The organism is Sedimenticola thiotaurini (assembly GCF_001007875.1).
Taxonomy (GTDB): domain Bacteria; phylum Pseudomonadota; class Gammaproteobacteria; order Chromatiales; family Chromatiaceae; genus Sedimenticola; species Sedimenticola thiotaurini.
Window position 1 is genome coordinate 907,370 of the sequence record NZ_CP011412.1, and the last position, 19,199, is coordinate 926,568.

21 protein-coding genes are annotated in these 19,199 nt (G+C 54.2%); 3 read left to right on the forward strand and 18 right to left on the reverse strand.

Features of this window, described 5'->3' with window-relative positions; translation table 11 throughout:
- Nucleotides 1–15 precede the first annotated feature (15 nt).
- The 7 genes from lepA to rpoE all read right to left on the reverse strand — a co-directional run bounded on the left by lepA (nt 16) and on the right by rpoE (nt 6,399).
- Entirely contained in the window at nt 16–1,821 is a 1,806-nt protein-coding gene (gene lepA / locus AAY24_RS04020; protein WP_046858597.1) for a translation elongation factor 4, read from the reverse strand.
- A 178-nt stretch (nt 1,822–1,999) separates the two neighbouring features.
- Nucleotides 2,000–2,254: a glutaredoxin family protein gene (locus AAY24_RS04025; protein WP_052761045.1), complete on the reverse strand. Its 255-nt coding sequence runs from the start codon at nt 2,252–2,254 to the stop codon at nt 2,000–2,002.
- A gap of 6 nt (nt 2,255–2,260) precedes the next feature.
- Nucleotides 2,261–3,712, reverse strand: a complete 1,452-nt coding sequence (locus AAY24_RS04030) for a DegQ family serine endoprotease (RefSeq protein ID WP_046858599.1) — start codon at nt 3,710–3,712, stop codon at nt 2,261–2,263.
- Nucleotides 3,713–3,732: 20 nt separating this feature from the next.
- Complete coding sequence (locus AAY24_RS18850) at nt 3,733–4,221, reverse strand: SoxR reducing system RseC family protein (protein ID WP_082117020.1); 489 nt, start codon at nt 4,219–4,221, stop codon at nt 3,733–3,735.
- Between the two features lie 7 nt (nt 4,222–4,228).
- Nucleotides 4,229–5,188, reverse strand: a complete 960-nt coding sequence (locus AAY24_RS04035; protein ID WP_199930487.1) for a MucB/RseB C-terminal domain-containing protein — start codon at nt 5,186–5,188, stop codon at nt 4,229–4,231.
- A 14-nt stretch (nt 5,189–5,202) separates the two neighbouring features.
- A complete protein-coding gene (locus tag AAY24_RS04040) occupies nt 5,203–5,781 on the reverse strand; it encodes a sigma-E factor negative regulatory protein (RefSeq protein ID WP_046858601.1) in 579 nt (192 codons plus the stop codon).
- 42 nt (nt 5,782–5,823) lie between these two features.
- On the reverse strand, nt 5,824–6,399 hold the full coding sequence (gene rpoE, locus AAY24_RS04045) for an RNA polymerase sigma factor RpoE (RefSeq protein WP_046858602.1): 576 nt from the start codon (nt 6,397–6,399) through the stop codon (nt 5,824–5,826).
- A gap of 195 nt (nt 6,400–6,594) precedes the next feature.
- Between rpoE and nadB the strand changes: the two genes are divergently transcribed.
- Nucleotides 6,595–8,223 carry an L-aspartate oxidase gene (nadB, locus tag AAY24_RS04050; protein WP_046858603.1) on the forward strand — a complete coding sequence of 543 codons (1,629 nt, stop codon included), beginning with the start codon at nt 6,595–6,597 and terminating at the stop codon, nt 8,221–8,223.
- On the opposite strand, the gene AAY24_RS18400 is transcribed toward nadB, so the two are convergent.
- The 9 genes from AAY24_RS18400 to AAY24_RS04095 form a co-directional block, all read right to left on the reverse strand.
- Nucleotides 8,174–8,647, reverse strand: a complete 474-nt coding sequence (locus AAY24_RS18400) for a protein YgfX (protein ID WP_052761046.1) — start codon at nt 8,645–8,647, stop codon at nt 8,174–8,176. The genes nadB and AAY24_RS18400 overlap by 50 nt on opposite strands.
- Nucleotides 8,648–8,799: 152 nt before the next feature.
- Nucleotides 8,800–8,994 (reverse strand): FAD assembly factor SdhE, encoded by a 195-nt coding sequence (locus tag AAY24_RS04060; protein WP_046858604.1) that lies wholly within the window; start codon nt 8,992–8,994, stop codon nt 8,800–8,802.
- Between the two features lie 75 nt (nt 8,995–9,069).
- Complete coding sequence (locus AAY24_RS04065; protein WP_046858605.1) at nt 9,070–9,762, reverse strand: succinate dehydrogenase iron-sulfur subunit; 693 nt, start codon at nt 9,760–9,762, stop codon at nt 9,070–9,072.
- A 10-nt stretch (nt 9,763–9,772) separates the two neighbouring features.
- Nucleotides 9,773–11,536, reverse strand: a complete 1,764-nt coding sequence (gene sdhA, locus AAY24_RS04070; protein ID WP_046858606.1) for a succinate dehydrogenase flavoprotein subunit — start codon at nt 11,534–11,536, stop codon at nt 9,773–9,775.
- A 26-nt stretch (nt 11,537–11,562) separates the two neighbouring features.
- A complete protein-coding gene (sdhD, locus tag AAY24_RS04075; RefSeq protein ID WP_046858607.1) occupies nt 11,563–11,907 on the reverse strand; it encodes a succinate dehydrogenase, hydrophobic membrane anchor protein in 345 nt (114 codons plus the stop codon).
- Nucleotides 11,904–12,278, reverse strand: coding sequence for a succinate dehydrogenase, cytochrome b556 subunit (gene sdhC / locus AAY24_RS04080; RefSeq protein WP_046858608.1), 375 nt, complete (start codon nt 12,276–12,278; stop codon nt 11,904–11,906). Before sdhC ends, sdhD begins: the two co-directional genes overlap by 4 nt.
- Nucleotides 12,279–12,443: 165 nt before the next feature.
- Complete coding sequence (gene yjgA, locus AAY24_RS04085; RefSeq protein WP_046858609.1) at nt 12,444–12,965, reverse strand: ribosome biogenesis factor YjgA; 522 nt, start codon at nt 12,963–12,965, stop codon at nt 12,444–12,446.
- Nucleotides 12,962–14,698 (reverse strand): single-stranded-DNA-specific exonuclease RecJ, encoded by a 1,737-nt coding sequence (gene recJ / locus AAY24_RS04090; protein ID WP_052761047.1) that lies wholly within the window; start codon nt 14,696–14,698, stop codon nt 12,962–12,964. The genes yjgA and recJ overlap by 4 nt, the downstream gene beginning before the upstream one ends.
- An 8-nt stretch (nt 14,699–14,706) precedes the next feature.
- On the reverse strand, nt 14,707–15,360 hold the full coding sequence (locus AAY24_RS04095) for a glutathione S-transferase family protein (protein WP_046858610.1): 654 nt from the start codon (nt 15,358–15,360) through the stop codon (nt 14,707–14,709).
- Nucleotides 15,361–15,465: 105 nt separating this feature from the next.
- Between AAY24_RS04095 and AAY24_RS04100 the strand changes: the two genes are divergently transcribed.
- Nucleotides 15,466–16,173 carry a 4'-phosphopantetheinyl transferase family protein gene (locus AAY24_RS04100; protein WP_052761048.1) on the forward strand — a complete coding sequence of 236 codons (708 nt, stop codon included), beginning with the start codon at nt 15,466–15,468 and terminating at the stop codon, nt 16,171–16,173.
- A 36-nt stretch (nt 16,174–16,209) separates the two neighbouring features.
- Entirely contained in the window at nt 16,210–16,986 is a 777-nt protein-coding gene (gene cysZ, locus AAY24_RS04105; RefSeq protein WP_046858611.1) for a sulfate transporter CysZ, read from the forward strand.
- Nucleotides 16,987–17,088: 102 nt separating this feature from the next.
- On the opposite strand, the gene AAY24_RS04110 is transcribed toward cysZ, so the two are convergent.
- Both AAY24_RS04110 and AAY24_RS04115 read right to left on the reverse strand, forming a co-directional pair.
- Entirely contained in the window at nt 17,089–18,228 is a 1,140-nt protein-coding gene (locus AAY24_RS04110; protein ID WP_234422239.1) for a pyridoxal phosphate-dependent aminotransferase, read from the reverse strand.
- Between the two features lie 85 nt (nt 18,229–18,313).
- Nucleotides 18,314–19,081 carry an HAD family hydrolase gene (locus AAY24_RS04115; RefSeq protein ID WP_046858613.1) on the reverse strand — a complete coding sequence of 256 codons (768 nt, stop codon included), beginning with the start codon at nt 19,079–19,081 and terminating at the stop codon, nt 18,314–18,316.
- Between the last annotated feature and the right edge of the window lie 118 nt (nt 19,082–19,199).

Here is a 19,199-nt window from a genome sequence, read left to right on the forward strand (position 1 = left end):
ACCCATGCCGGACAATCAGTTGTCCTTTCCGACTCGCAAAACAGCGAGGAAGGCCTCTTGTGGTATCTCTACGCGACCGACCTGTTTCATCCGTTTTTTGCCCGCTTTCTGCTTCTCAAGCAGTTTGCGTTTACGGGTGATGTCGCCGCCATAACATTTAGCCGTCACATTCTTGCGCAACGCCTTGACGTTGGTTCTGGCGATGATCTTGCTACCAATGGCCGCCTGAATGGCCACTTCGAACATCTGCCTGGGTATCAGCTCCTTCATCTGGGAGGTGATCTCACGTCCTCTGGCTTCGCAGTTGTCTTTGTGCACAATCAGGGAGAGCGCATCAACCTGCTCACCATTGATCAGAATATCCAGCTTCACCAGGCTGGCGGCCTGGAAGCGCTTGAACTCATATTCAAATGAAGCATAACCACGACTGACCGACTTGAGTCGGTCAAAAAAGTCCAGCACCACCTCATTCATCGGCAGTTCATAGGTGACCTGAACCTGGCCCCCGAGGTATTGCAGATTTTTCTGCTGACCACGCTTTTCGATACAGAGTGTGATGACACTGCCGAGGTGGGCCTGGGGCACCAGAATATGCGCCTCGATGATGGGCTCACGAATCTCCGCAATCTGATTGGGTGCCGGCAGGTTGGCCGGATTATCCACCATCACAACAGTACCGTCGGTCTTTTCCACTTCATAGATAACCGTGGGCGCGGTAGTGATCAGATCCAGGTCGTATTCCCGTTCCAGGCGCTCCTGCACGATCTCCATGTGCAGCATGCCGAGGAAACCACAACGGAATCCGAACCCGAGCGCCTGCGAGGTCTCCGGCTCATAATGCAGCGCCGCATCATTCAGTTTCAGTTTCTGCAGGGCGTCCCGGAAATTCTCATAGTCGTCCGAGCTGACCGGATAGAGCCCGGAGAAGACCCGGGGGCGCATCTCGGCGAATCCCGGCAGCGCGGAGGCTGCCTTGTTATCCGCCAGGGTCAGGGTATCCCCAACCGGAGCGCCATTGATATCCTTGATCCCGGCGATTACGTAGCCCACTTCTCCCGGGCCGAGCTCGGGGCGATTCTCCCGCTTTGGGGTAAATACACCGACCTTCTCCACCTGGAACACCCGACCGGTCGACATGATCAGCATCTTGTCCTTGGGTTTTATCCGTCCGTTAAATACCCGGATCAGCGAGATCACGCCGACATAGGAGTCAAACCAGGAGTCAATAATCAGTGCCTGCAAAGGGGCTTCGATATCGCCCTGGGGTGGTGGCACAAACTCCACCAGTTGAGCCAGCAGATCAGGAATACCGACTCCGGTCTTGGCGCTGACGCGGATTGCGTTATGCGCCTCAATGCCGATAATCTCTTCGATTTCCGTAATCACCCGCTCCGGCTCAGCCGCCGGCAGATCGATCTTGTTAAGGACCGGCAACACCTCCAGACCCTGTTCAATGGCGGTGTAACAGTTGGCCACGCTCTGAGCTTCCACGCCCTGAGCTGCATCCACCACCAGTAACGCCCCTTCACAGGCAGCCAGGGAACGGGATACTTCATAGGAAAAGTCGACATGCCCGGGAGTGTCGATGAAATTGAGTCGGTAAGTCTCGCCATCCGGTGCGGTGTAATTCAGGGTGACACTCTGGGCCTTGATCGTAATGCCGCGCTCCCGCTCAAGATCCATGGAATCCAGTACCTGCGCTTCCATCTCCCGCTCGGTGAGACCACCACAAATCTGGATAAATCGATCAGCGATGGTCGATTTGCCATGATCGATGTGGGCTATGATTGAAAAATTGCGGATATGCTGGAGATCTGTCATGAATGGTCTACTGCGTAATGAACCCTGGGTGGTACAGCCAAAGATTACAGATTAACAAAATCATGTAACCAATTGAAAAAAACGGAACTTTATTAAAAAGTTCCGTCGCACTTCGGATGGAATAACTTTCCCCGCGAATGTTACATGATACCCCAGATTGTACAGTACTCAAATAGCCTCATTCAGTGCCTGATCCAGCCCCGAGAAACCGTTCCAGGCCAACGGGATCAAGATAGTAGTGACAGATTATCTCCTCCTCCGAAGCCAGCACCGGGATCAGGGTTCCATAGCGGCGCTGCAGATCGGGATCGCTGTCCACATTGATCGACGCCAATTCAAACGCCAGTGTCTCTCGTAGGGATTGAAGATGCTGCCACATGTCGTCACAGAGGTGGCAGCCATCGCGATAGTAAAAAGAGAGTTGCCGGCTCACTCCCGGTTACTCTTTCGGCACCATCAGAGGGATGAAGCGTGCACCATTCCGACGGTGGACCAGCACCGCCACGGTCGCCCCCCTGGGCAGTTTCTTCACCACTTCATCAAACTCTTCCACCGTCGACACCCTGACCCGGTTGATCATCTGGATGACATCTCCCGGTTCGATGCCGGCCTGTTTTGCGGCCCCATCGGTAACTGACTGCACAAACACGCCCTTGATATTGTTAAGCTTGTACTGATTCCGGATATCACTATCCAGATCATCCAGATCTATCACACTCATACCGAGCTTGGAGACACTCTCCTGGGTCGCCCCGTCAAGCTGTGCCATATCGGACTTCAATTCGCCGATCGTGACCTGAATGGTTTTGCGCTTGCCATTACGGAGAATTTCAAGTTCGGCCGGTTTGTTGATGGCGCTGGCCCCTACCAGATGCTGCAGCATGGAAGAGCTCTCCAGCTTGGTGCCGTTGTATTTCAGAATCACATCACCCACTTCCAGACCAGCCTTGTCTGACGGGCTGCCCTCCACCACCCTGGCGATCAGGGCACCGTAGGGGTACTCCATGTCGAATGACTCGGCCAGTTCACGGGTAACATCCTGGATCATCACACCCAGCCAGCCGCGCTTCACTTCACCGCTGGTGCGCAACTGATCCACCACATTCATGGCCAGCTCAATCGGGATGGCAAATGAAAGCCCCATGAAACCACCCGTCCTGCTGTATATCTGGGAGTTGATACCCACCACCTCGCCATCCAGATTAAACAGCGGTCCACCGGAGTTACCCGGATTAATGGCCACGTCCGTCTGGATAAAGGGGACATAATTCTCATTTGGCAGACTACGGCCTTTCGCGCTCACAATACCCGCTGTAACCGAGTGATCGAATCCAAATGGGGAACCGATAGCCAGCACCCATTCGCCAACTTTCAGCTTGCGGGTAGTGCCGATCTTAACTTTGGGTAATCCGGTGGCATCGATTTTCAACAGAGCCACATCGCTGGTTTTGTCCATGCCGATCACTTCCGCCAGATACTCCCGCCGATCACTCAGTCTGACCAGGATTTCATCTGCACCATTGACTACATGGAAATTGGTCATGATGTAGCCGTCATCCGAGATAATGAATCCGGAACCCAGTGAACGGGAGTCATACTGCCGTGGTTCCGACTCCCCCGGCAGCCCCGGCCCGCCTTCGCCGAAGAAGTGACGGAAAAACTCGTTCAGAGGACTCCCTTCCGGCAGTTCTGGGATCTGGAACTGACGGTTTATTCGATTCGAAATTGACTTGTGCTGTTTGGTGCTGATGTTGACCACGGATGGGCTGTTGCTCTCAACCAGCGACGTAAAATCAGGTAAAGTCTGAGCCTGGATGGTGGAAGCCGCCAGCCAGAGCAGCAGGATCAATGAGATGGGGGTAAAGCGATTTTTCAACCACGCCGCTTTCATAAATGTGCTCCCGTAATTTATTACAGAGTGTTCTTGCTTATTCCGTCTATGACGTGAACAGAACCGGCCCGGCGGAGAATCACTGCCTGATAGGCGTTACTTTTACTACTCCGGGTTGCAAACCTTCGTATCCAGGCGAGTCCAATCAACAGTCCCAGTAGACCACTGACGATAGATAGTGGTTCCGTGGATGACAAATTAAACAGTTCAGCGAATGACTGCCCCAGAATACTACCGGCAAGCAGCGATAGCAGTGGCACGATATAAAACAGAAATGAAGCGCGAGTCAGAACCGACTCATCCAGCCCCACTATCACCCTGTCACCGGATTCAGCTCCGATCGGATTCAATACTTTAACGACAGTTCTGCGATTTCCAAAAACCTTGGCCAGCGCAGATGTACCGCAACTGCTTTTTGCTTCACAGCCGCCACAACTGCTCGCCCGTTGGGTTTCGACCCGGGCAAACTCCCCTTCTGTGGCTGTTACTATGGCGCTCTCTTCTATCACAACCCGGTCACTCTTGTGAAAAACGCAGTGAATTGGCAATCCGTTCAACGGTCTTATCCGGAACCTCGCCCACTGCCGTTATCTGATGACCCGAAATGGTCGTACCGTACGCATTAATGGTTCCCATGGTGGAACCTCCCCTCAGCCCCACATTGTCATCAACTTCAATGTAGACAGAGAGTGACGCCAGACCATCGGAAAGGACGAAATGATCAATTTCATCTCCCGATTTGCCTACCCGCCGTTTCGAGTGCAGTGTTACGTCGAAACCTTCCGGTAGTGCTTCGAAAGACCATCCGGAGAATTGTTTATCGGATATGGTGCGCATCGGCTTCTGTTGGATCCAGCGATAATCCTCTTTACCTTCCAATGAGATCTCGTCAATCTCGTGCGAACTGTTGTGCACATCCAGTTGGGTAAACATCAGCTGGGATATGGGTACACCGGACAAATTCAACATATCGGTCTTTAACGGGAATGCATGTTCCTTATCCAGATAGAGACGATAACCGTAACGGTAGGCATCCTGCGGAATGATGGCCACCACCCGGGTCTGCCGGCCGGCGACCCGCTCTTCTCCAAGCAGATGAAAATCGTAGTAGTCGGAAAGCTGCCCCACATCGACCGAGAAAATTGCCCGAAAGCCCTGGCCGCTGAGCCGGTTTCCCACTGATACGGATTTTCTGTCCGGGGCGATACAGGTGACCGATGCACCATCCCGGAATACCTCCCGTGCCACGCCATTCAGGGAGATAAGGCGCTCTCGCTCTTCATTGTCATCCACTGTATGGATGATCTGCATGCTCTCCAACTGGGTATTATGCAGAAAGATGAAAGTGCCATCGTAATTCAGCGAATGTACGGCATTGACCATTCGCTGCAACCAGAAATTTACATCATCTTCACCGCTATCGGCCGCGGCACCCAGCGATACCCCGACCAGCAACAATGTCGTTAAAATATGCATAAATTTCATGCGGTTCAGCGATTACTGTCGTAGCTGACAAAATTGGCATAGGGTACGACACCAATACCACCGGGTGCTGCAAACTCATTGTGCTCGATCAGAAAGTTATTCAGTTTTGATTCTACTTTGGGTTCTGAGAGATTCTTCCAGCGCGTGCTGGACTGCACCAGGTATGAAGCGGGATTCGGCGTGGATTGCTCCGCTACCAGTGGACCACCACCTTCCGGAGAGAAGCCGGTGAACTGCGGAAACGACAGTACTGTTACAACCGCCACGGAAGCTGCCAGTGCCGCCCCACCGGCCGCTTTGTACCAGCGTGGCGGAAACCGTTTTGGACGGACAGAAGGAAAGTCCCGGACATTGGAAAAGTCCATAGGTTCCTGTTCCAGCCTGGCCTGCACCCGATCCGCAATGGACGGGTTGGAAAAACGGATAGCCTCGCCACGCATGGCATCACCAATCAGGTTATAGCGATCCCATCGATTACGAAGCGACTCGTTCTCCTGGAGCAGATCCAGGGTCTGACGGATCTCATCCTGCTCCAGTTCACTATCCAGAAGGGAGGAAATCTGCTTATTGATATCGTCTGTCATTGTCTTATCCGACCGGTCGATATGATACTGCTGTTCAAAGTATCAGCTCAGAAGCGGTTGTAATTTCGCATCTATCGCTGCACGGGCACGAAATATTCTCGATCTTACGGTTCCTACCGGGCAATCCATTGCCTTCGCAATCTCCTCGTAACTGAGACCTTCCAGTTCCCTGAGGGTAATGGCGATGCGCAAATCTTCCGGAAGCTCATCAATCGCCCGATTGACTGTCTCTGCGATCTCCTTCTCCAGCAGATGGTGTTCCGGCGTGGCATGCTCTTTTAGCCGGACACCAACATCCAGCTGCTCGGCGGTCTCGGCATCAATATCCGAACTGGGGGGGCGGCGTTTCTGTGCGACCAGGTAGTTCTTTGCGGTATTAATGGCAATACGGTAGAGCCAGGTATAAAATGCGCTCTCCTGACGAAAGTTTGGTAAAGCTTTGTATGCCTTGATAAAAGCTTCCTGAGTCACATCAAGCGTCTCACTGGGGTCTCTTACATAGCGGGAGACCAGATTTGCCACTTTTTGCTGGTACTTGAGCACCAGCAGATCAAAGGCTTTCTTGTCTCCACGCTGAACACGTTCGACCAACTCCTGGTCTATCTGCCGTTCCCCCATCAGGGCATGACCTCTGATAGTGGCAAGCGATGCTCCATACTCAATGTGGTTGACAACATGCTGTGTGATAAGTTCTCAATATCCGGTTCTCGAAATCGGAGATTTAGGATAGGATTCCCCAACAGTATCCGTAATGTGCAGATACCGCCATATGGAGCTGAATTATGACCCTAAGGCAGGATTCGGGTAAACCCCATGACTAAAAACGCCCCCAAGCAATTTGATGTTCTGATTATCGGCAGCGGAGCCGCCGGATTGAGCCTGGCCCTGCGGTTGCCCGAATCTGTCCAGGTAGCAGTTATCGCCAAACGCGAACTGACCGAGGGTAACACTTATTACGCCCAGGGCGGAATCTCCGCAGTGCTGGATGTTGAAGATTCTGTAGATTCCCATGTCAATGACACCCTGGTTGCCGGTGCCGGACTGTGCGATGAGCAGACAGTTCGCCTGGTTGTCGAAAAAGGCCCGGAAAATATTCAGTGGTTGCTGGACGAAGGTGTGGATTTTACCCGAAATACCCCGTCAGAGGGCGGCTATCACCTGACCCGGGAAGGTGGCCATTCGCACCGCCGGATTATTCACGCAGCCGACGCTACCGGGCAGGAGGTGGAGAGTCGTCTGGAGAGCCAGGTCAAATCACGCCCGAATATCAGCCTGTTCGAACAACATAACGCCATTGACCTGATCATGGGGGGGAAACAGGGCATTCCGGATAACCCCTGCCTTGGCGCTTATATCCTGAACAAAAACAACAACCAGGTTGAGACCTTCGTCGCCAAATTCACCGTCCTGGCAACAGGTGGAGCCAGTAAGGTCTATCTCTATACCAGCAATCCGGATGTCTCCACCGGAGACGGTATCGCCATGGCCTGGCGGGCCGGTTGTCGTGTGGCCAACATGGAGTTTATCCAGTTCCACCCAACCTGCCTCTATCACCCCCATGCCAAGTCATTCCTGATCACCGAAGCCCTACGTGGCGAAGGGGGCAAACTGCTGTTGCCGGATGGCACCCGGTTCATGCCGCAGTTTGACGAGCGTGCCGAACTGGCACCGCGCGATATTGTGGCGCGCGCCATCGATCATGAGATGAAACGAATTGGTGCCGATTGTCTCTTCCTGGACATCAGCCACAAACCGGCCGATTTTATCCGTGAACATTTTCCAAACATACACGCCAAGTGCCTTGAGTTTGGTATTGATATCACAACCGACCCGATTCCGGTGGTACCGGCGGCTCACTACACCTGCGGAGGCGTCATTACCGACCTGAAGGCCCGAACAGATGTACCGAATCTGTTTGCCATCGGCGAAACCTCCTATACCGGCCTGCACGGCGCGAACCGGATGGCCAGTAACTCACTGCTGGAGTGCCTGGTGTACGCCCAACAGGCCGCCTTCGATATCGAGGAGCGGCTACCCTCTGCCGCCGCGTTGCCAGAAGTGATGCCGTGGGACGAAAGCCGGGTCACAGACTCGGATGAAGAGGTGGTGGTATCCCACAACTGGAATGAACTGCGCCATTTCATGTGGGACTATGTCGGTATCGTCCGCAGCAACAAACGGCTGGAACGGGCCAAACGACGCATCAACCTGTTACGCCACGAGATCAAGGAGTACTACAGCAATTTCCGGGTAACCAACGATCTGCTGGAACTGCGTAATCTGGTAGAGGTGGCTTACCTGATCATCCACTCCGCACAACACCGGAAAGAGAGCCGCGGACTCCATTTCAACATCGATTTTCCCCATCGTGACGACCGTTTCCAGAAGGCGCCTACGGTCTTGATACCGGATACTTATCAGCCTTCAGACCCGGTCCAGTAGCCGGTTCCCGGAGGCGAATCCGTAGACGACGGTGCTGTCCGGCATCACAGTTATCCGATAACAGTAAAAAGTATTGCCGGGACAGCAGTCCGGTGCGGAATCCCAGGATTATCAGCCAGTGGCTGGTGAAGCAACTGGACAGCGCCCCATATTGCTGCGGTGCCCTGCCCGTCTGTTCCACCAGCCAACTGCCATCCGGCCGCCAAAGAAGGCGTGTATGGGTGTTTTCCAGGGTTCGGGCCTGACGCCAAAATCGAAGCCAGGAGAGAGTGACCCAGCCAATCGGCAGCAGCATCTCCAGGGGGTAGGAGACGGCGGCGGCCAGGCAGTAGCTGATCACAACCGCATGCAGTAGGTGTTGAAAACGAATCAGCGTTTCTGATTGCCAAAGCTGAATACGTAGTGGTGATTGCTCCCTGTTCATCACACTCCCTGTGCTTAATCCAAACAGTGCGCATACCAGAATAGGGGCTCAGAACTACCTCTCCTCACCCTTTTGAGCGGCCCGGTTTCAGCAGCACGATGCAGCAGGCGCACCGAGTTGCACCGATTTTACCGTCGACAGGCAGGTTCTGACTAGGAGCTGGTCCGCATCAAAGAGATCAAGCGCCGGATATCGGGATCAGACGGGACTACATTGCCCATTACCCAGTCCAACAGCAACTGATCTTCAAAGTCGAGCAGACGGACGAACAAGCGCTGGTCTTCCAAGGAGAGAGTAGTGAAGTGTTGATCAAGAAAATCGATTAACACGTAGTCCAACTCGAGCATGCCACGCCGGCATTGCCAGCGTAGCTGCCCGAGGGACGGGAGATCGGTTTCAGGGACCGGTGTTTTCACGCTGGCTCAGATAGAGTGCTTGAGCATCAGTTCCTTGATCTTGCCAATTGCCTTGGTGGGATTGAGCGACTTCGGACAATACTCCACGCAGTTCATGATCGAATGGCAACGGAACAGTTTGTAGGGACCTTCCAACGCATCCAGTCGCTCTTCAGTGGCCTGATCCCGGCTATCCGCCAGGAACCGCCAGGCCTGCAGTAGTGCCTGCGGGCCGTAGAATTTCTCCGGATTCCACCAGAATGAAGGACAGGCGGTTGAGCAGCAACCGCACATGATGCACTCGTACAGACCATCCAATTTGTCCCGATCTTCAGGGGATTGCAGCATCTCCTTCTCAGGCAGTGGGTCCTTATGGATCAGGTAGGGCTGAACCGCACGATATTGCTGGTAGAACTGGGACATATCCACAACCAGATCCCGGATCACCGGACGACCCGGCAATGGCCGCACATTGACCGGCTCCTTCAGATCACTGACCGGGGTGGTACACCCGAGCAGATTACTGCCATTCGCGTTCACAGCATCGGAACCGCATACACCTTCGCCACAGGAGTGACGGAAGGCGAAACTCTCATCCTGACGCTTGATTTCCATCAGCGCATCACGAAGCATCATGCCCCGGGTAACTTCGACATCGTACTCCTGCATATGTGGAGCAGTGTCGACATCAGGGTTATAACGGTAAACAATAAATTTCATCTATCAACCCTCAGTAGACACGTGGCTTCGGCGGGAAGGTTTCGACAGTAAGCGGTTTGGTTTGAACCGGCTTGTAATCCAGACGGTCACCTTCTTTGAAATAGACCGAATGTTTCATCCAGTTCTCATCATCCCGTTCGGTGTAGTCAGGCCGGGAATGAGCACCACGACTCTCTTTACGCTCCAGTGCAGAAAGCACAATAGCCATGCCGATATCGATCAGGTTTTCCAGCTCCAGTGCTTCGATCCTTGCCGTATTAAAGATCTTGCTCTGATCACCCAGGCGGACATCCTTCAGTTTCTCCCGGACCTCCTTCACCTTCTCCACACCCTCCGACATGATTTCGTCAGTACGGAATACGCCGGCATGATCTTCCATCACCTTGCGGAACTCGTCACGCAGTTCGCGCACTGGTATGCCCTCACCCGTTTCCTCCCAGCGGCTGAGTCTGGACATCGCCTGTTCGACCGACGACTCATCCATCGCCCTGTGTTCGGGATTCTCTTTCAAGTGATTGATAATCTGCTGACCGGCAGCCCGGCCAAACACCAGGATATCCAGCAGTGAGTTTCCGCCCAGACGATTGGCACCATGCACCGAGACACAAGCACACTCACCGGCGGCGAACAGTCCGGGCACAATCTCTTCAGAACCATCCGAAGAAGGTATCACCACGTGGCCTAGACGGTCGGTGGGAATACCACCCATCATGTAGTGAGCGGTTGGGAATACCGGGATCGGTTCTACTGCCGGATCCACACCGGCGAAGATCTTGGAGCTCTCGCGGATACCGGGCAGACGCTTGGCAATGATATCTTCACCCAGGTGGTCCACTTTCAGCAGTACATGGTCGGCATTGGGTCCACAACCACGTCCCTCTTTCACCTCGGTCACGATAGCCCGGGAGACCACGTCCCGGCTGGCCAGATCTTTTGCGTTGGGTGCATAACGCTCCATGAAGCGCTCACCATCCTTGTTGATCAGGTAACCACCCTCACCACGCACGCCTTCGGTAATCAGCATGCCACGACCGGCGATACCGGTCGGATGGAACTGGAAAAACTCCATGTCCATCAATGGCACGCCGGCGCGCAGTGCCATAGCCATCCCATCACCGGTATTGATATGGGCATTCGAGGTGGTTCTGAACACCTGACCACCGCCGCCTGTCGCCAGCAGCGTGGTTTTGGCCTCGATCAGCAACGGCTCACCGGTCTCGATTTCCAGGGTCAGCGCACCGAGGATAGCCCCCTCTTCATCCCGTATCAGATCGATACCGAAGTACTCATCAAAAAAATGGGTGCGGGCGCGAATGTTCTGCTGATAAAGGGTGTGCAGGATAGCGTGACCGGTACGGTCGGCAGCGGCGCAGGTGCGTGCCGCCTGGGCACCACCGAAATTCTGGCTCTGGCCACCGAATGCACGCTGGTAGATCTTGCCGTCATCGAGCCGTGAGAACGGCACACCGTTGTGTTCCAGCTCGTAAACGGTGGGGATCGCCTCACGACACATGAACTCGATCGCATCCTGGTCACCCAGATAATCCGAGCCCTTGACCGTGTCAAACATGTGCCAGTGCCAATTATCTTCAAAGACATTGGCCAGAGCGGCATTCACACCACCCTGGGCAGCAACAGTATGGGAACGGGTCGGAAATACTTTTGAGACAACAGCAACTCGCAGGTTGGCGTTGGCAAGCTGTAGCGCTGCATTCAGGCCGGCACCACCGGCACCGATGATCAGCGCATCAAAACGTCTTCTGGCTAGCGTCATGATATACCTTTATTAATATGTGGTGTTCAGGCAGACACACTGGCGAGGAATACAACCTTTGCAAACCAGAGGCCGCAGCCAATGAAGCCAAGTGCAAACAGGCTGAGCAGGCTTACTCGGGCCATTATCGGCTGCACATAGTCGATCAGCACGTCACGGATACCGACCCAGGCGTGTATCAGCAGCGCAGTGACAAACAGCAGCATGCCTATACTGACCCCGGGGTCGGCCACGTAGGCGCGCCACGCTTCATAGGATTCAGGTGCATTGAAGCTCAGATGACCGAGCATATAGATTAGGTACAGTCCGAGATAAACTGCACTGATACGTTGCAGCGCCCATGCGCGCAATCCGGATGCTTGGCGACTCATAGTATTAACCCGATCAAAACAGCAAGAACAGGAGCGGCTACCATGACGACCTGCGCCGACCTGGTCTCTATCTCCTTCTCAACACCAATATGGAAATCAAGCAGCAGGTAACGAATACCTGCCAGTAAATGATGCAGCATCGCCCAGAGCACGACGAACAGGACCAGCTTGATAAACAGACTATCCATAATCGCCTTCGCCTCTGCAAAACCTTCCGGTCCGGAGAGTGAGAGATCAAGGGTATATGCCAGGAATGGTATGGCCAGAATCATCAGCACACCGCTGGCCCGATGTCCTACCGACATAATGGCGGCAATCGGGAAGCGGAATTGCGTGAGGTCGAGATAGACAGGCCGGTTTTTTATCGTCATACAGATTCTCTCGTTGTCTCAGCCTAATTTACGTTGGAATTTTCGTCAGAAAGCGAACACCTGACGGGACAGAAGCCAATTATAGCGATTTGGCCGGGCTTTGAAAGGGTATATTTTATAGAGCCATCAAATTTACTTGGCGATAATATTTCCGTTAATTAGTTTTCAGTTTAAGTCTAAGTCCTTAAGATATCTAAATAATTTTCGTTGTGCCGTAGGTGGCTTGGTTAACTCGCGCTCTTTTTTAGCGGCGCGAATTAATTGCCTGACATGCTGGATGTCTATATTAGGACAAATATCCAATAGCTCAGAGAGTGTTTTATCATCGCCATTGATTAACCGATCCCGCCACTGTTCAATTCGATGAAAGCGTCGATTATCCTGCATCGCCTGATCGTCCATCCGCTGGAACAGGGATTCGACTTGTTCCGTATCCTCCTGATTGAGCAACTTGCCAAGTCGCCGTATATGACGGCGCATGGCATTGTGGCTTTTGATTCGCTGTGACTCCCGCAGGGCATCCATCATCGACTCTGAGAAGCCAAACGCCTCCCACTGTGCCGGCTTCAGTTTCACCAATCGTTCGCCCAATGCCTGAAGCGCCAGCATCTGGCGCTTGATTTCACTCCGGGAAACCTGCTCTTCGGTCTCCTCGTACCCTCCGGATTCATATTCGTCAGTCATCATTCAATCACCTGAAAATATTCAATCATCAACTGCAAGGTTCGTGCGCCGCGAAACTCATTGACTGAAAGCCGGTAGGCGGCCTGGATCGACACCCCGGTTTTTTCCGGTAAAGCGTCGACCTGGTTAAAGGCGATCGCTTCCAGGTGGTCGGCAAAGTCCCCTCTTCGCAGCGTCATTTTTGCATGCCTTTCACCTACAACCCGTTGCCGCACGATTTCAAACCGGTCATCGAACAGTGGTTCCCTAAACCCTTGTCCCCAGGGGCCAGCCCTGCTCAACTGTTCGGCCATACCCAGGCTCAGTTCCGACGCTTTCAACCCGCCATCTGATAACAGCTTACCGGTCAGGCTCCGCCCCTTCAGCTCTGTTTCCACAGCTTCATTAAAGCAGCGACAGAATTCCGGGTAGCAGGACTTGTCCAGCGTCAGTCCCGCCGCCATGGCGTGTCCACCGAACTTACTCAGTAATTCCGGCCGGGCCACCGCGATTGATTCCAGTGTGTCCCGGATATGTAAACCGTCGATTGATCGGGCTGAGCCCTTAAGCGTCTCTCCGTCCGCATCGGCGAATGCAATGACCGGTCGCTGGTAGCGATCCTTGACCCGGGAGGCAAGAATACCGATTACTCCCTGATGCCAACCCTCCTGATAGACACAGAGCCCATAGGGGAGCTGTTCATCCAGTTCCAGTGAGTCAAGATATTCCAGGGCTTGCTCCTTCATCTCCTGCTCAATCTGTTTACGTTCCCTGTTGAGACGATCCAGCAGATCCGCCGTCTCAGCCGCTCGGCTGTCTGAATCACTCAGCAGTGCCGCGATGCCCACCGACATATCATCCAGGCGTCCGGCCGCATTAAGCCTCGGCGCGACCACAAAACCGAGATCGGACGCCGCCACGCGGGCCAACGCCCTGCCCGACCTGACCAGTATCTCCCGGATCAAGGGACAGCAGCGTCCGGCACGTATTCTTGCCAACCCCTGCTGTACCAGTATCCGGTTGTTGTAATCCAGTTGAACCACATCGGCCACGGTTCCCAGGGCTACCAGATCCAGATAATCGGCCAGGTTAGGCTCCATCAGACCACGGGCTGGAAACCAGCCCTGTTCCCGCAGACGGGCCCGCAACGCCATCATCACATAAAACACCACCCCGACCCCGGCCAGGTGTTTGCTGGGGAAGCGCTCATCAGGGCTGTTTGGATTCACAATGACATTGGCGTCCGGCAATCGGGGGCCGGCCAGGTGGTGATCCGTGACCAGTACGGCAACGCCCCGTTTCCGCAGCAGTGCGACACCCGCCAGGCTTGAAATGCCATTATCCACCGTAATCACCAGATCCGGCTGAAGCGTCAACGCCTTCTCAGCAATCTCAGCAGTCAATCCATAACCATCTGAAAAGCGGTTCGGCACCATGTAGTTCACCTGGGTGGCGCCCATGGCCAGAAGCGAACGCACCGCCAATGCACAACTGGTGGCGCCATCCGCATCGAAATCCGCAACAATCAGGATGCGCCCGTTATCGGCCATCACCTGATGAATCAACTCTGCAGCCTCGACGCTGCCACCCAACTTTCCCGGTGGTATCAGGGCTGTCAGGCTATAGTCCAGTTGGTCGGCAGAGGTCACTCCACGGTGCGCGTAGATTCGCTGCAACAGTGGTGGCACACCGGGTAACTGCAGAGTGGAAGGGCCGGGAACAGGTGCCCGGACTATGCTTCGCGTGCTACTTGCCATACTCCGGCTTATGCTCTGGCCAGAATAAAGGAGCCTTTGCTCTTGCCGAAATCGACAAATTTCTGTTCAAAGTCATCGGCCACCGATGCCTTGACCGAATCCCTGGCCAACAGCGACCGTCCCCAATGGGCCAGCCGAGAAGGGATCAGCTCTTCCAACTCCTCGTGATACTTTTTCAGGATCTCATAGCGGGTAAAAAACGGCGCATAGGCGGTATCCAGCAGGGTAAATTGATCCCCCATGAAATAGGGGCCATCGCTGACCTCGTTCGCCAGGCGGGCGAACAGGCCGCCCAGCGCCTCACACTGCTGCTGGACCCCATCATCATCCGTGGCCACCATTAACTTGTACTGTTCAAAGATCAGATTGGAACCGAACTCAATCCAGCCCCGGTGTTTAGCCCGAACCAGGGGATCGTCCGGATGCAATCGGGGTGAATAAACTTCGTCGAGATATTCGTTGATTACTGCAGACTCAAACAGCACCTCCTGATCAATTCTGAGCAGTGGGACTTTACCGAAGGGTGAAATCTCTTTAAACCACGCCGGTGGATTTTCCAGATCGATATAGGTGATTTTGAAATCCACCTGTTTCTCTTTCAGCGCAATCACTGCACGCTGGACAAACGGACAGATAGCAAAACTGACCAGTTCAAGACTCATTGACAAACCCCTGATAATTTAGATGTGACTCTGATATTTGATCATGAAAGAATATCACGAAGCGGGAGCTGACCCCGCATCATTCCTCAACACTGGGCAGACTGCTTGAGTGATATTCTGAAAATCGATCAATGGCGCAAACCGACGGCACTGCCGGCACCGCCTTCCCGGGATCAGATCCACCTCTGGAAGATCGATCTGTTGTGCCCCGGGCTGGATCTCTCCCCTCTGCTCAGCGGTGATGAGCGGCGGCGCCAGGCTAAATTGCTGAACCGGCATGACAGAATTCTCTTTGGCAATGCCCGCGGCGTTTTGCGCCAGATACTCTCCGGCTATACCAACACGCCGCCGGCCGATATCCCTCTCTGTTACGGGGAAAAGGGGAAACCCCGCCTGCCATCGTCATGCGGGGAGATTCAATTTAATCTCAGCCATGCCGGCTCAATGGCGTTACTGGTGGTCAGCACCGGTGTGCCAGTGGGTATCGACCTGGAACCCCTGGCTCAACGCAAAAATCTGCGTAGAATCGCCCGGAAAGTGTTTGCACCGGAACTGTTTCAACAGATCGACTCACTGAGTGAAGCGGATTTCAATGGGGCATTCTATCGACACTGGACGGCCCTGGAAGCGCAGGTGAAGGCCGTCGGAACAGGGGTTTTCACCCCCACTGAAACGAGTGGCACCCTCCCCTACATCAATTTTGAACCTCAATCCGGTTGGTGCGCGGCGATTGCCGCGGATGGCACACTACCTGCCGCCCGAAACTGGGTAACCTTGCAGTTCTCCCCTGATCTGGGCCCACGGATCGGTTAGAATAACGGGATATTCTAACTAACAAACCCAAATAACATGGCCTCATCCGACAGCAAAGCAAGCAATCCAATCAATGGTATCACTCACCTGGTCAAGGGGCTGCAGATGTTGATGCTGCCGGGTCTCCGGCGCTATCTCCTGGCCCCTATCGGGATCAATATCGTGGTGTTTGTGGTTATCGGCTGGATCGGTTACAGCCAGTTCGAAGGTCTGCTGAATACTTTTCTGCCGGAGTCGAGTTGGCTCAGTTTCCTGCGTTGGTTACTGTGGCCGCTGTTTGCCCTGAGCATTTTGTTAATAACTTTTTATACCTTCACCACTGTCGCCAACCTGATCGCTGCGCCATTCAACAGCCAGCTATCGGCCAAGGTTGAGGAGATGCTAACCGGCAAGAAACCACCTGAAAATCGCCAATCCATTACTCAGCTGATCCTGCCTACAGTACGGTCTGAATTGAGAAAGCTGGTCTATTTTCTGCTGCGAGCAATACCCCTGCTGATCCTGTTCATCATCCCGGGGATCAATCTGTTGGCACCTTTTCTCTGGCTACTGTTCAGTGCCTGGTTTCTGGCCATCGAATATGGCGACTACCCCATGGGCAATCATGGCCTGGAGTTCAAGGAGCAGCATGATCGATTAAAACAGACCCGACTAGCGGCGCTGACTTTTGGTGGGGGAGTGACACTGCTGATGATGGTTCCGATCCTGAACTTCGCCGCCATGCCGGCGGCCGTGATTGGTGCCACCCGGCTATGGTGCGACAAAGGCTCTGTTGATCGCGCTGAAGTACCAACGCCACGCGCCAGTGTGTGACCCTTTCTGACAAGTCCATCGACCCGATGGAGAAGGTGAGCCAGCGCATAGTGTGAAGCCAGGAGCAGAGTGTCCCTTTACCTCACCCCGCTTGACTTCTGATCAGCCTTTTATAAATCGCGCTATGCGGGTCACCCCTTCGGTCAGTCTCTCCATGGAGGTGGTGTAGGCAAAGCGCACATGCTGTTCCGGCTGGTTGTCACCAAAATCTTTCCCAGGGGTGATAGCCACACCTTCCGATTCCAGCATATCATGGGCAAAGGCAGAGCTGTCCGAAGTTATCTGTCTGCAATTGGCGTACAGGTAAAAAGCGCCTTCAGGCTCCACGGGGATTTCAAATCCCAACTCCCGCAGAGCCGGCAACAGGTAATCCCGGCGCTCCTGAAAGGCTGCGCAGCGCTGCTCGACAATCCGCTGGGTCTCATCCTCAAAGGCCGCCAGGGCCGCATATTGGGCCGGGGTCGGCGCTGACAGGAATATGTTCTGGGCCAGACGGTCAGCGGCTCCCATATACCGTTCGGGCGCAATCATCCACCCCAGGCGCCAGCCGGTCATGCCGTAGTATTTGGAGAAACTGTTGATAATGAACAGGTCATCGGTAACCTCAAGCCCGGTAAAGGGTTCGGCTCCGTACACCAGTCCCTGGTAGATCTCGTCCACTATCAGCACACCGCCCCGCTCCTTCACCACCTGGTATATCTTCTCCAGTTCATCGCGTTTTATCAGGGTGCCGGTGGGATTGGAGGGGGAAGCAACCATCACGGCACGCATGTTGTCGCTCCACTCGCGCTCGATGATCTCGGCCGTCAGTTGGTAGCCGGATTCCGGCCCCACAGAAACTGTCACCGGTTGACCGGATACCAGCTGGACAAAATGGCGATTACAAGGGTAACCTGGATCGGCCATCATCACCGCTTCGCCGGGATTTACCAGGATACTCATGACCAGTTGCAGGGCCCCTGACGAGCCCGGTGTAATCAATACCCGTGCCGGATCCAGTTTAACGCCGTAGCGACGCCCGTAATCCGCCGCAATTGCGGCACGCAGCTCCGGGATGCCTACCGCTGCGGTGTAGTGGGTAAACCCCTGCTCCAGGGCCCGCATACCGGCCGCGACGATCGGTCCAGGGGTGTCAAAATCAGGCTCTCCCACCTCCATATGAATAATGGAACGGCCACTCTGTTCCAGCTCTCTGGCTCGCGCCAACAACTCCATGACATAAAATGGGCGTATGGACGCCATTCGTTCTGCAATCATCCGACGGGTACTCTGTATGGTTGGGGCAGATCGGTTAAAGGGTCATGCCTGTGTGATAGGGCAAGTTCGGTCAGGATAACCCATGTAGTCTGCGCAACAAACCCACATCGACCATGCTGGCAGAATCTATCACCCCACCCAGCAGGGTTGCGGGGCTTTGCGACTCCCCCAACTGGTCCACAATCAGGCTGGCCCCGCCGAAATCCTCATCAGCGGTGTAACCATTGACAGTAATGACCACAGTTGAAATACCAGCTGACCTGGCGGACTCAAATCCGTTGCGGGAATCTTCGATAGCCACGCATTCATCTGCTGACAGATCCATTTTTTCCAGAGCCCAGCGGTAGATATCCGGCGCTGGCTTCTTCGCTGGGACAATATCTCCCGCGGCTATTACTTCGAATGGCTGTTTGTTACTGGCTCCAAAGAATCTTTCCAGCAAGGCATCCACATTAGCCGGCGTAGTGGTGGTGGCGATTGCCAACCGCAAACCGGCCTCTGCCGCTTCATTGATCAGCCTGATCACCCCGTTTCGTGGCGGAATCTGACCCTCTTCCATCAGGGACACAAAGATCTCGCTCTTGCGACGGTGTAAGTCAGCAATAAACCGGTCCAGATCAGAGGGAGATTCCCAATCCGGGTTAAAACGTTCCAGGTAGTAGCGGATTCGCTCCTTTCCGCCAGTTACCGCCAGCAGTTTGCCATACAGATCCACATCCCAGTGCCACGCCAGACCCGCCTGGGAAAACGCCTTATTGAAAGCAACACGATGGCCATCCCGCTCGGTATCTGCCAAGGTGCCGTCAACATCCCATATCAGCGCTGCTAAATCACCCATAAGCCACTCTTTTATTTAATTATTTTCTTCACTTCTCCGGCGAGAAATGAAGCCCGTGAAGCGCCTATTTTACCCGAGTCAATAATAAGCAACACGGACCAATAACAGGGGTATCTGA

What these genes read in the sequence shown, in the direction of transcription:
- lepA (WP_046858597.1), bottom strand. Translation starts at nt 1,821, where the DNA reads ATGACAGATCTCCAGCATATCCGCAATTTTTCAATCATAGCCCACATC.
- AAY24_RS04030 (WP_046858599.1), bottom strand. Translation starts at nt 3,712, where the DNA reads ATGAAAGCGGCGTGGTTGAAAAATCGCTTTACCCCCATCTCATTGATC.
- AAY24_RS04035 (WP_199930487.1), bottom strand. Translation starts at nt 5,188, where the DNA reads ATGCATATTTTAACGACATTGTTGCTGGTCGGGGTATCGCTGGGTGCC.
- AAY24_RS04040 (WP_046858601.1), bottom strand. Translation starts at nt 5,781, where the DNA reads ATGACAGACGATATCAATAAGCAGATTTCCTCCCTTCTGGATAGTGAA.
- rpoE (WP_046858602.1), bottom strand. Translation starts at nt 6,399, where the DNA reads ATGGGGGAACGGCAGATAGACCAGGAGTTGGTCGAACGTGTTCAGCGT.
- nadB (WP_046858603.1), top strand. Translation starts at nt 6,595, where the DNA reads ATGACTAAAAACGCCCCCAAGCAATTTGATGTTCTGATTATCGGCAGC.
- AAY24_RS18400 (WP_052761046.1), bottom strand. Translation starts at nt 8,647, where the DNA reads ATGAACAGGGAGCAATCACCACTACGTATTCAGCTTTGGCAATCAGAA.
- AAY24_RS04060 (WP_046858604.1), bottom strand. Translation starts at nt 8,994, where the DNA reads ATGCTCGAGTTGGACTACGTGTTAATCGATTTTCTTGATCAACACTTC.
- AAY24_RS04065 (WP_046858605.1), bottom strand. Translation starts at nt 9,762, where the DNA reads ATGAAATTTATTGTTTACCGTTATAACCCTGATGTCGACACTGCTCCA.
- sdhA (WP_046858606.1), bottom strand. Translation starts at nt 11,536, where the DNA reads ATGACGCTAGCCAGAAGACGTTTTGATGCGCTGATCATCGGTGCCGGT.
- sdhD (WP_046858607.1), bottom strand. Translation starts at nt 11,907, where the DNA reads ATGAGTCGCCAAGCATCCGGATTGCGCGCATGGGCGCTGCAACGTATC.
- sdhC (WP_046858608.1), bottom strand. Translation starts at nt 12,278, where the DNA reads ATGACGATAAAAAACCGGCCTGTCTATCTCGACCTCACGCAATTCCGC.
- yjgA (WP_046858609.1), bottom strand. Translation starts at nt 12,965, where the DNA reads ATGATGACTGACGAATATGAATCCGGAGGGTACGAGGAGACCGAAGAG.
- recJ (WP_052761047.1), bottom strand. Translation starts at nt 14,698, where the DNA reads ATGGCAAGTAGCACGCGAAGCATAGTCCGGGCACCTGTTCCCGGCCCT.
- AAY24_RS04095 (WP_046858610.1), bottom strand. Translation starts at nt 15,360, where the DNA reads ATGAGTCTTGAACTGGTCAGTTTTGCTATCTGTCCGTTTGTCCAGCGT.
- cysZ (WP_046858611.1), top strand. Translation starts at nt 16,210, where the DNA reads ATGGCCTCATCCGACAGCAAAGCAAGCAATCCAATCAATGGTATCACT.
- AAY24_RS04110 (WP_234422239.1), bottom strand. Translation starts at nt 18,228, where the DNA reads ATGGCGTCCATACGCCCATTTTATGTCATGGAGTTGTTGGCGCGAGCC.
- AAY24_RS04115 (WP_046858613.1), bottom strand. Translation starts at nt 19,081, where the DNA reads ATGGGTGATTTAGCAGCGCTGATATGGGATGTTGACGGCACCTTGGCA.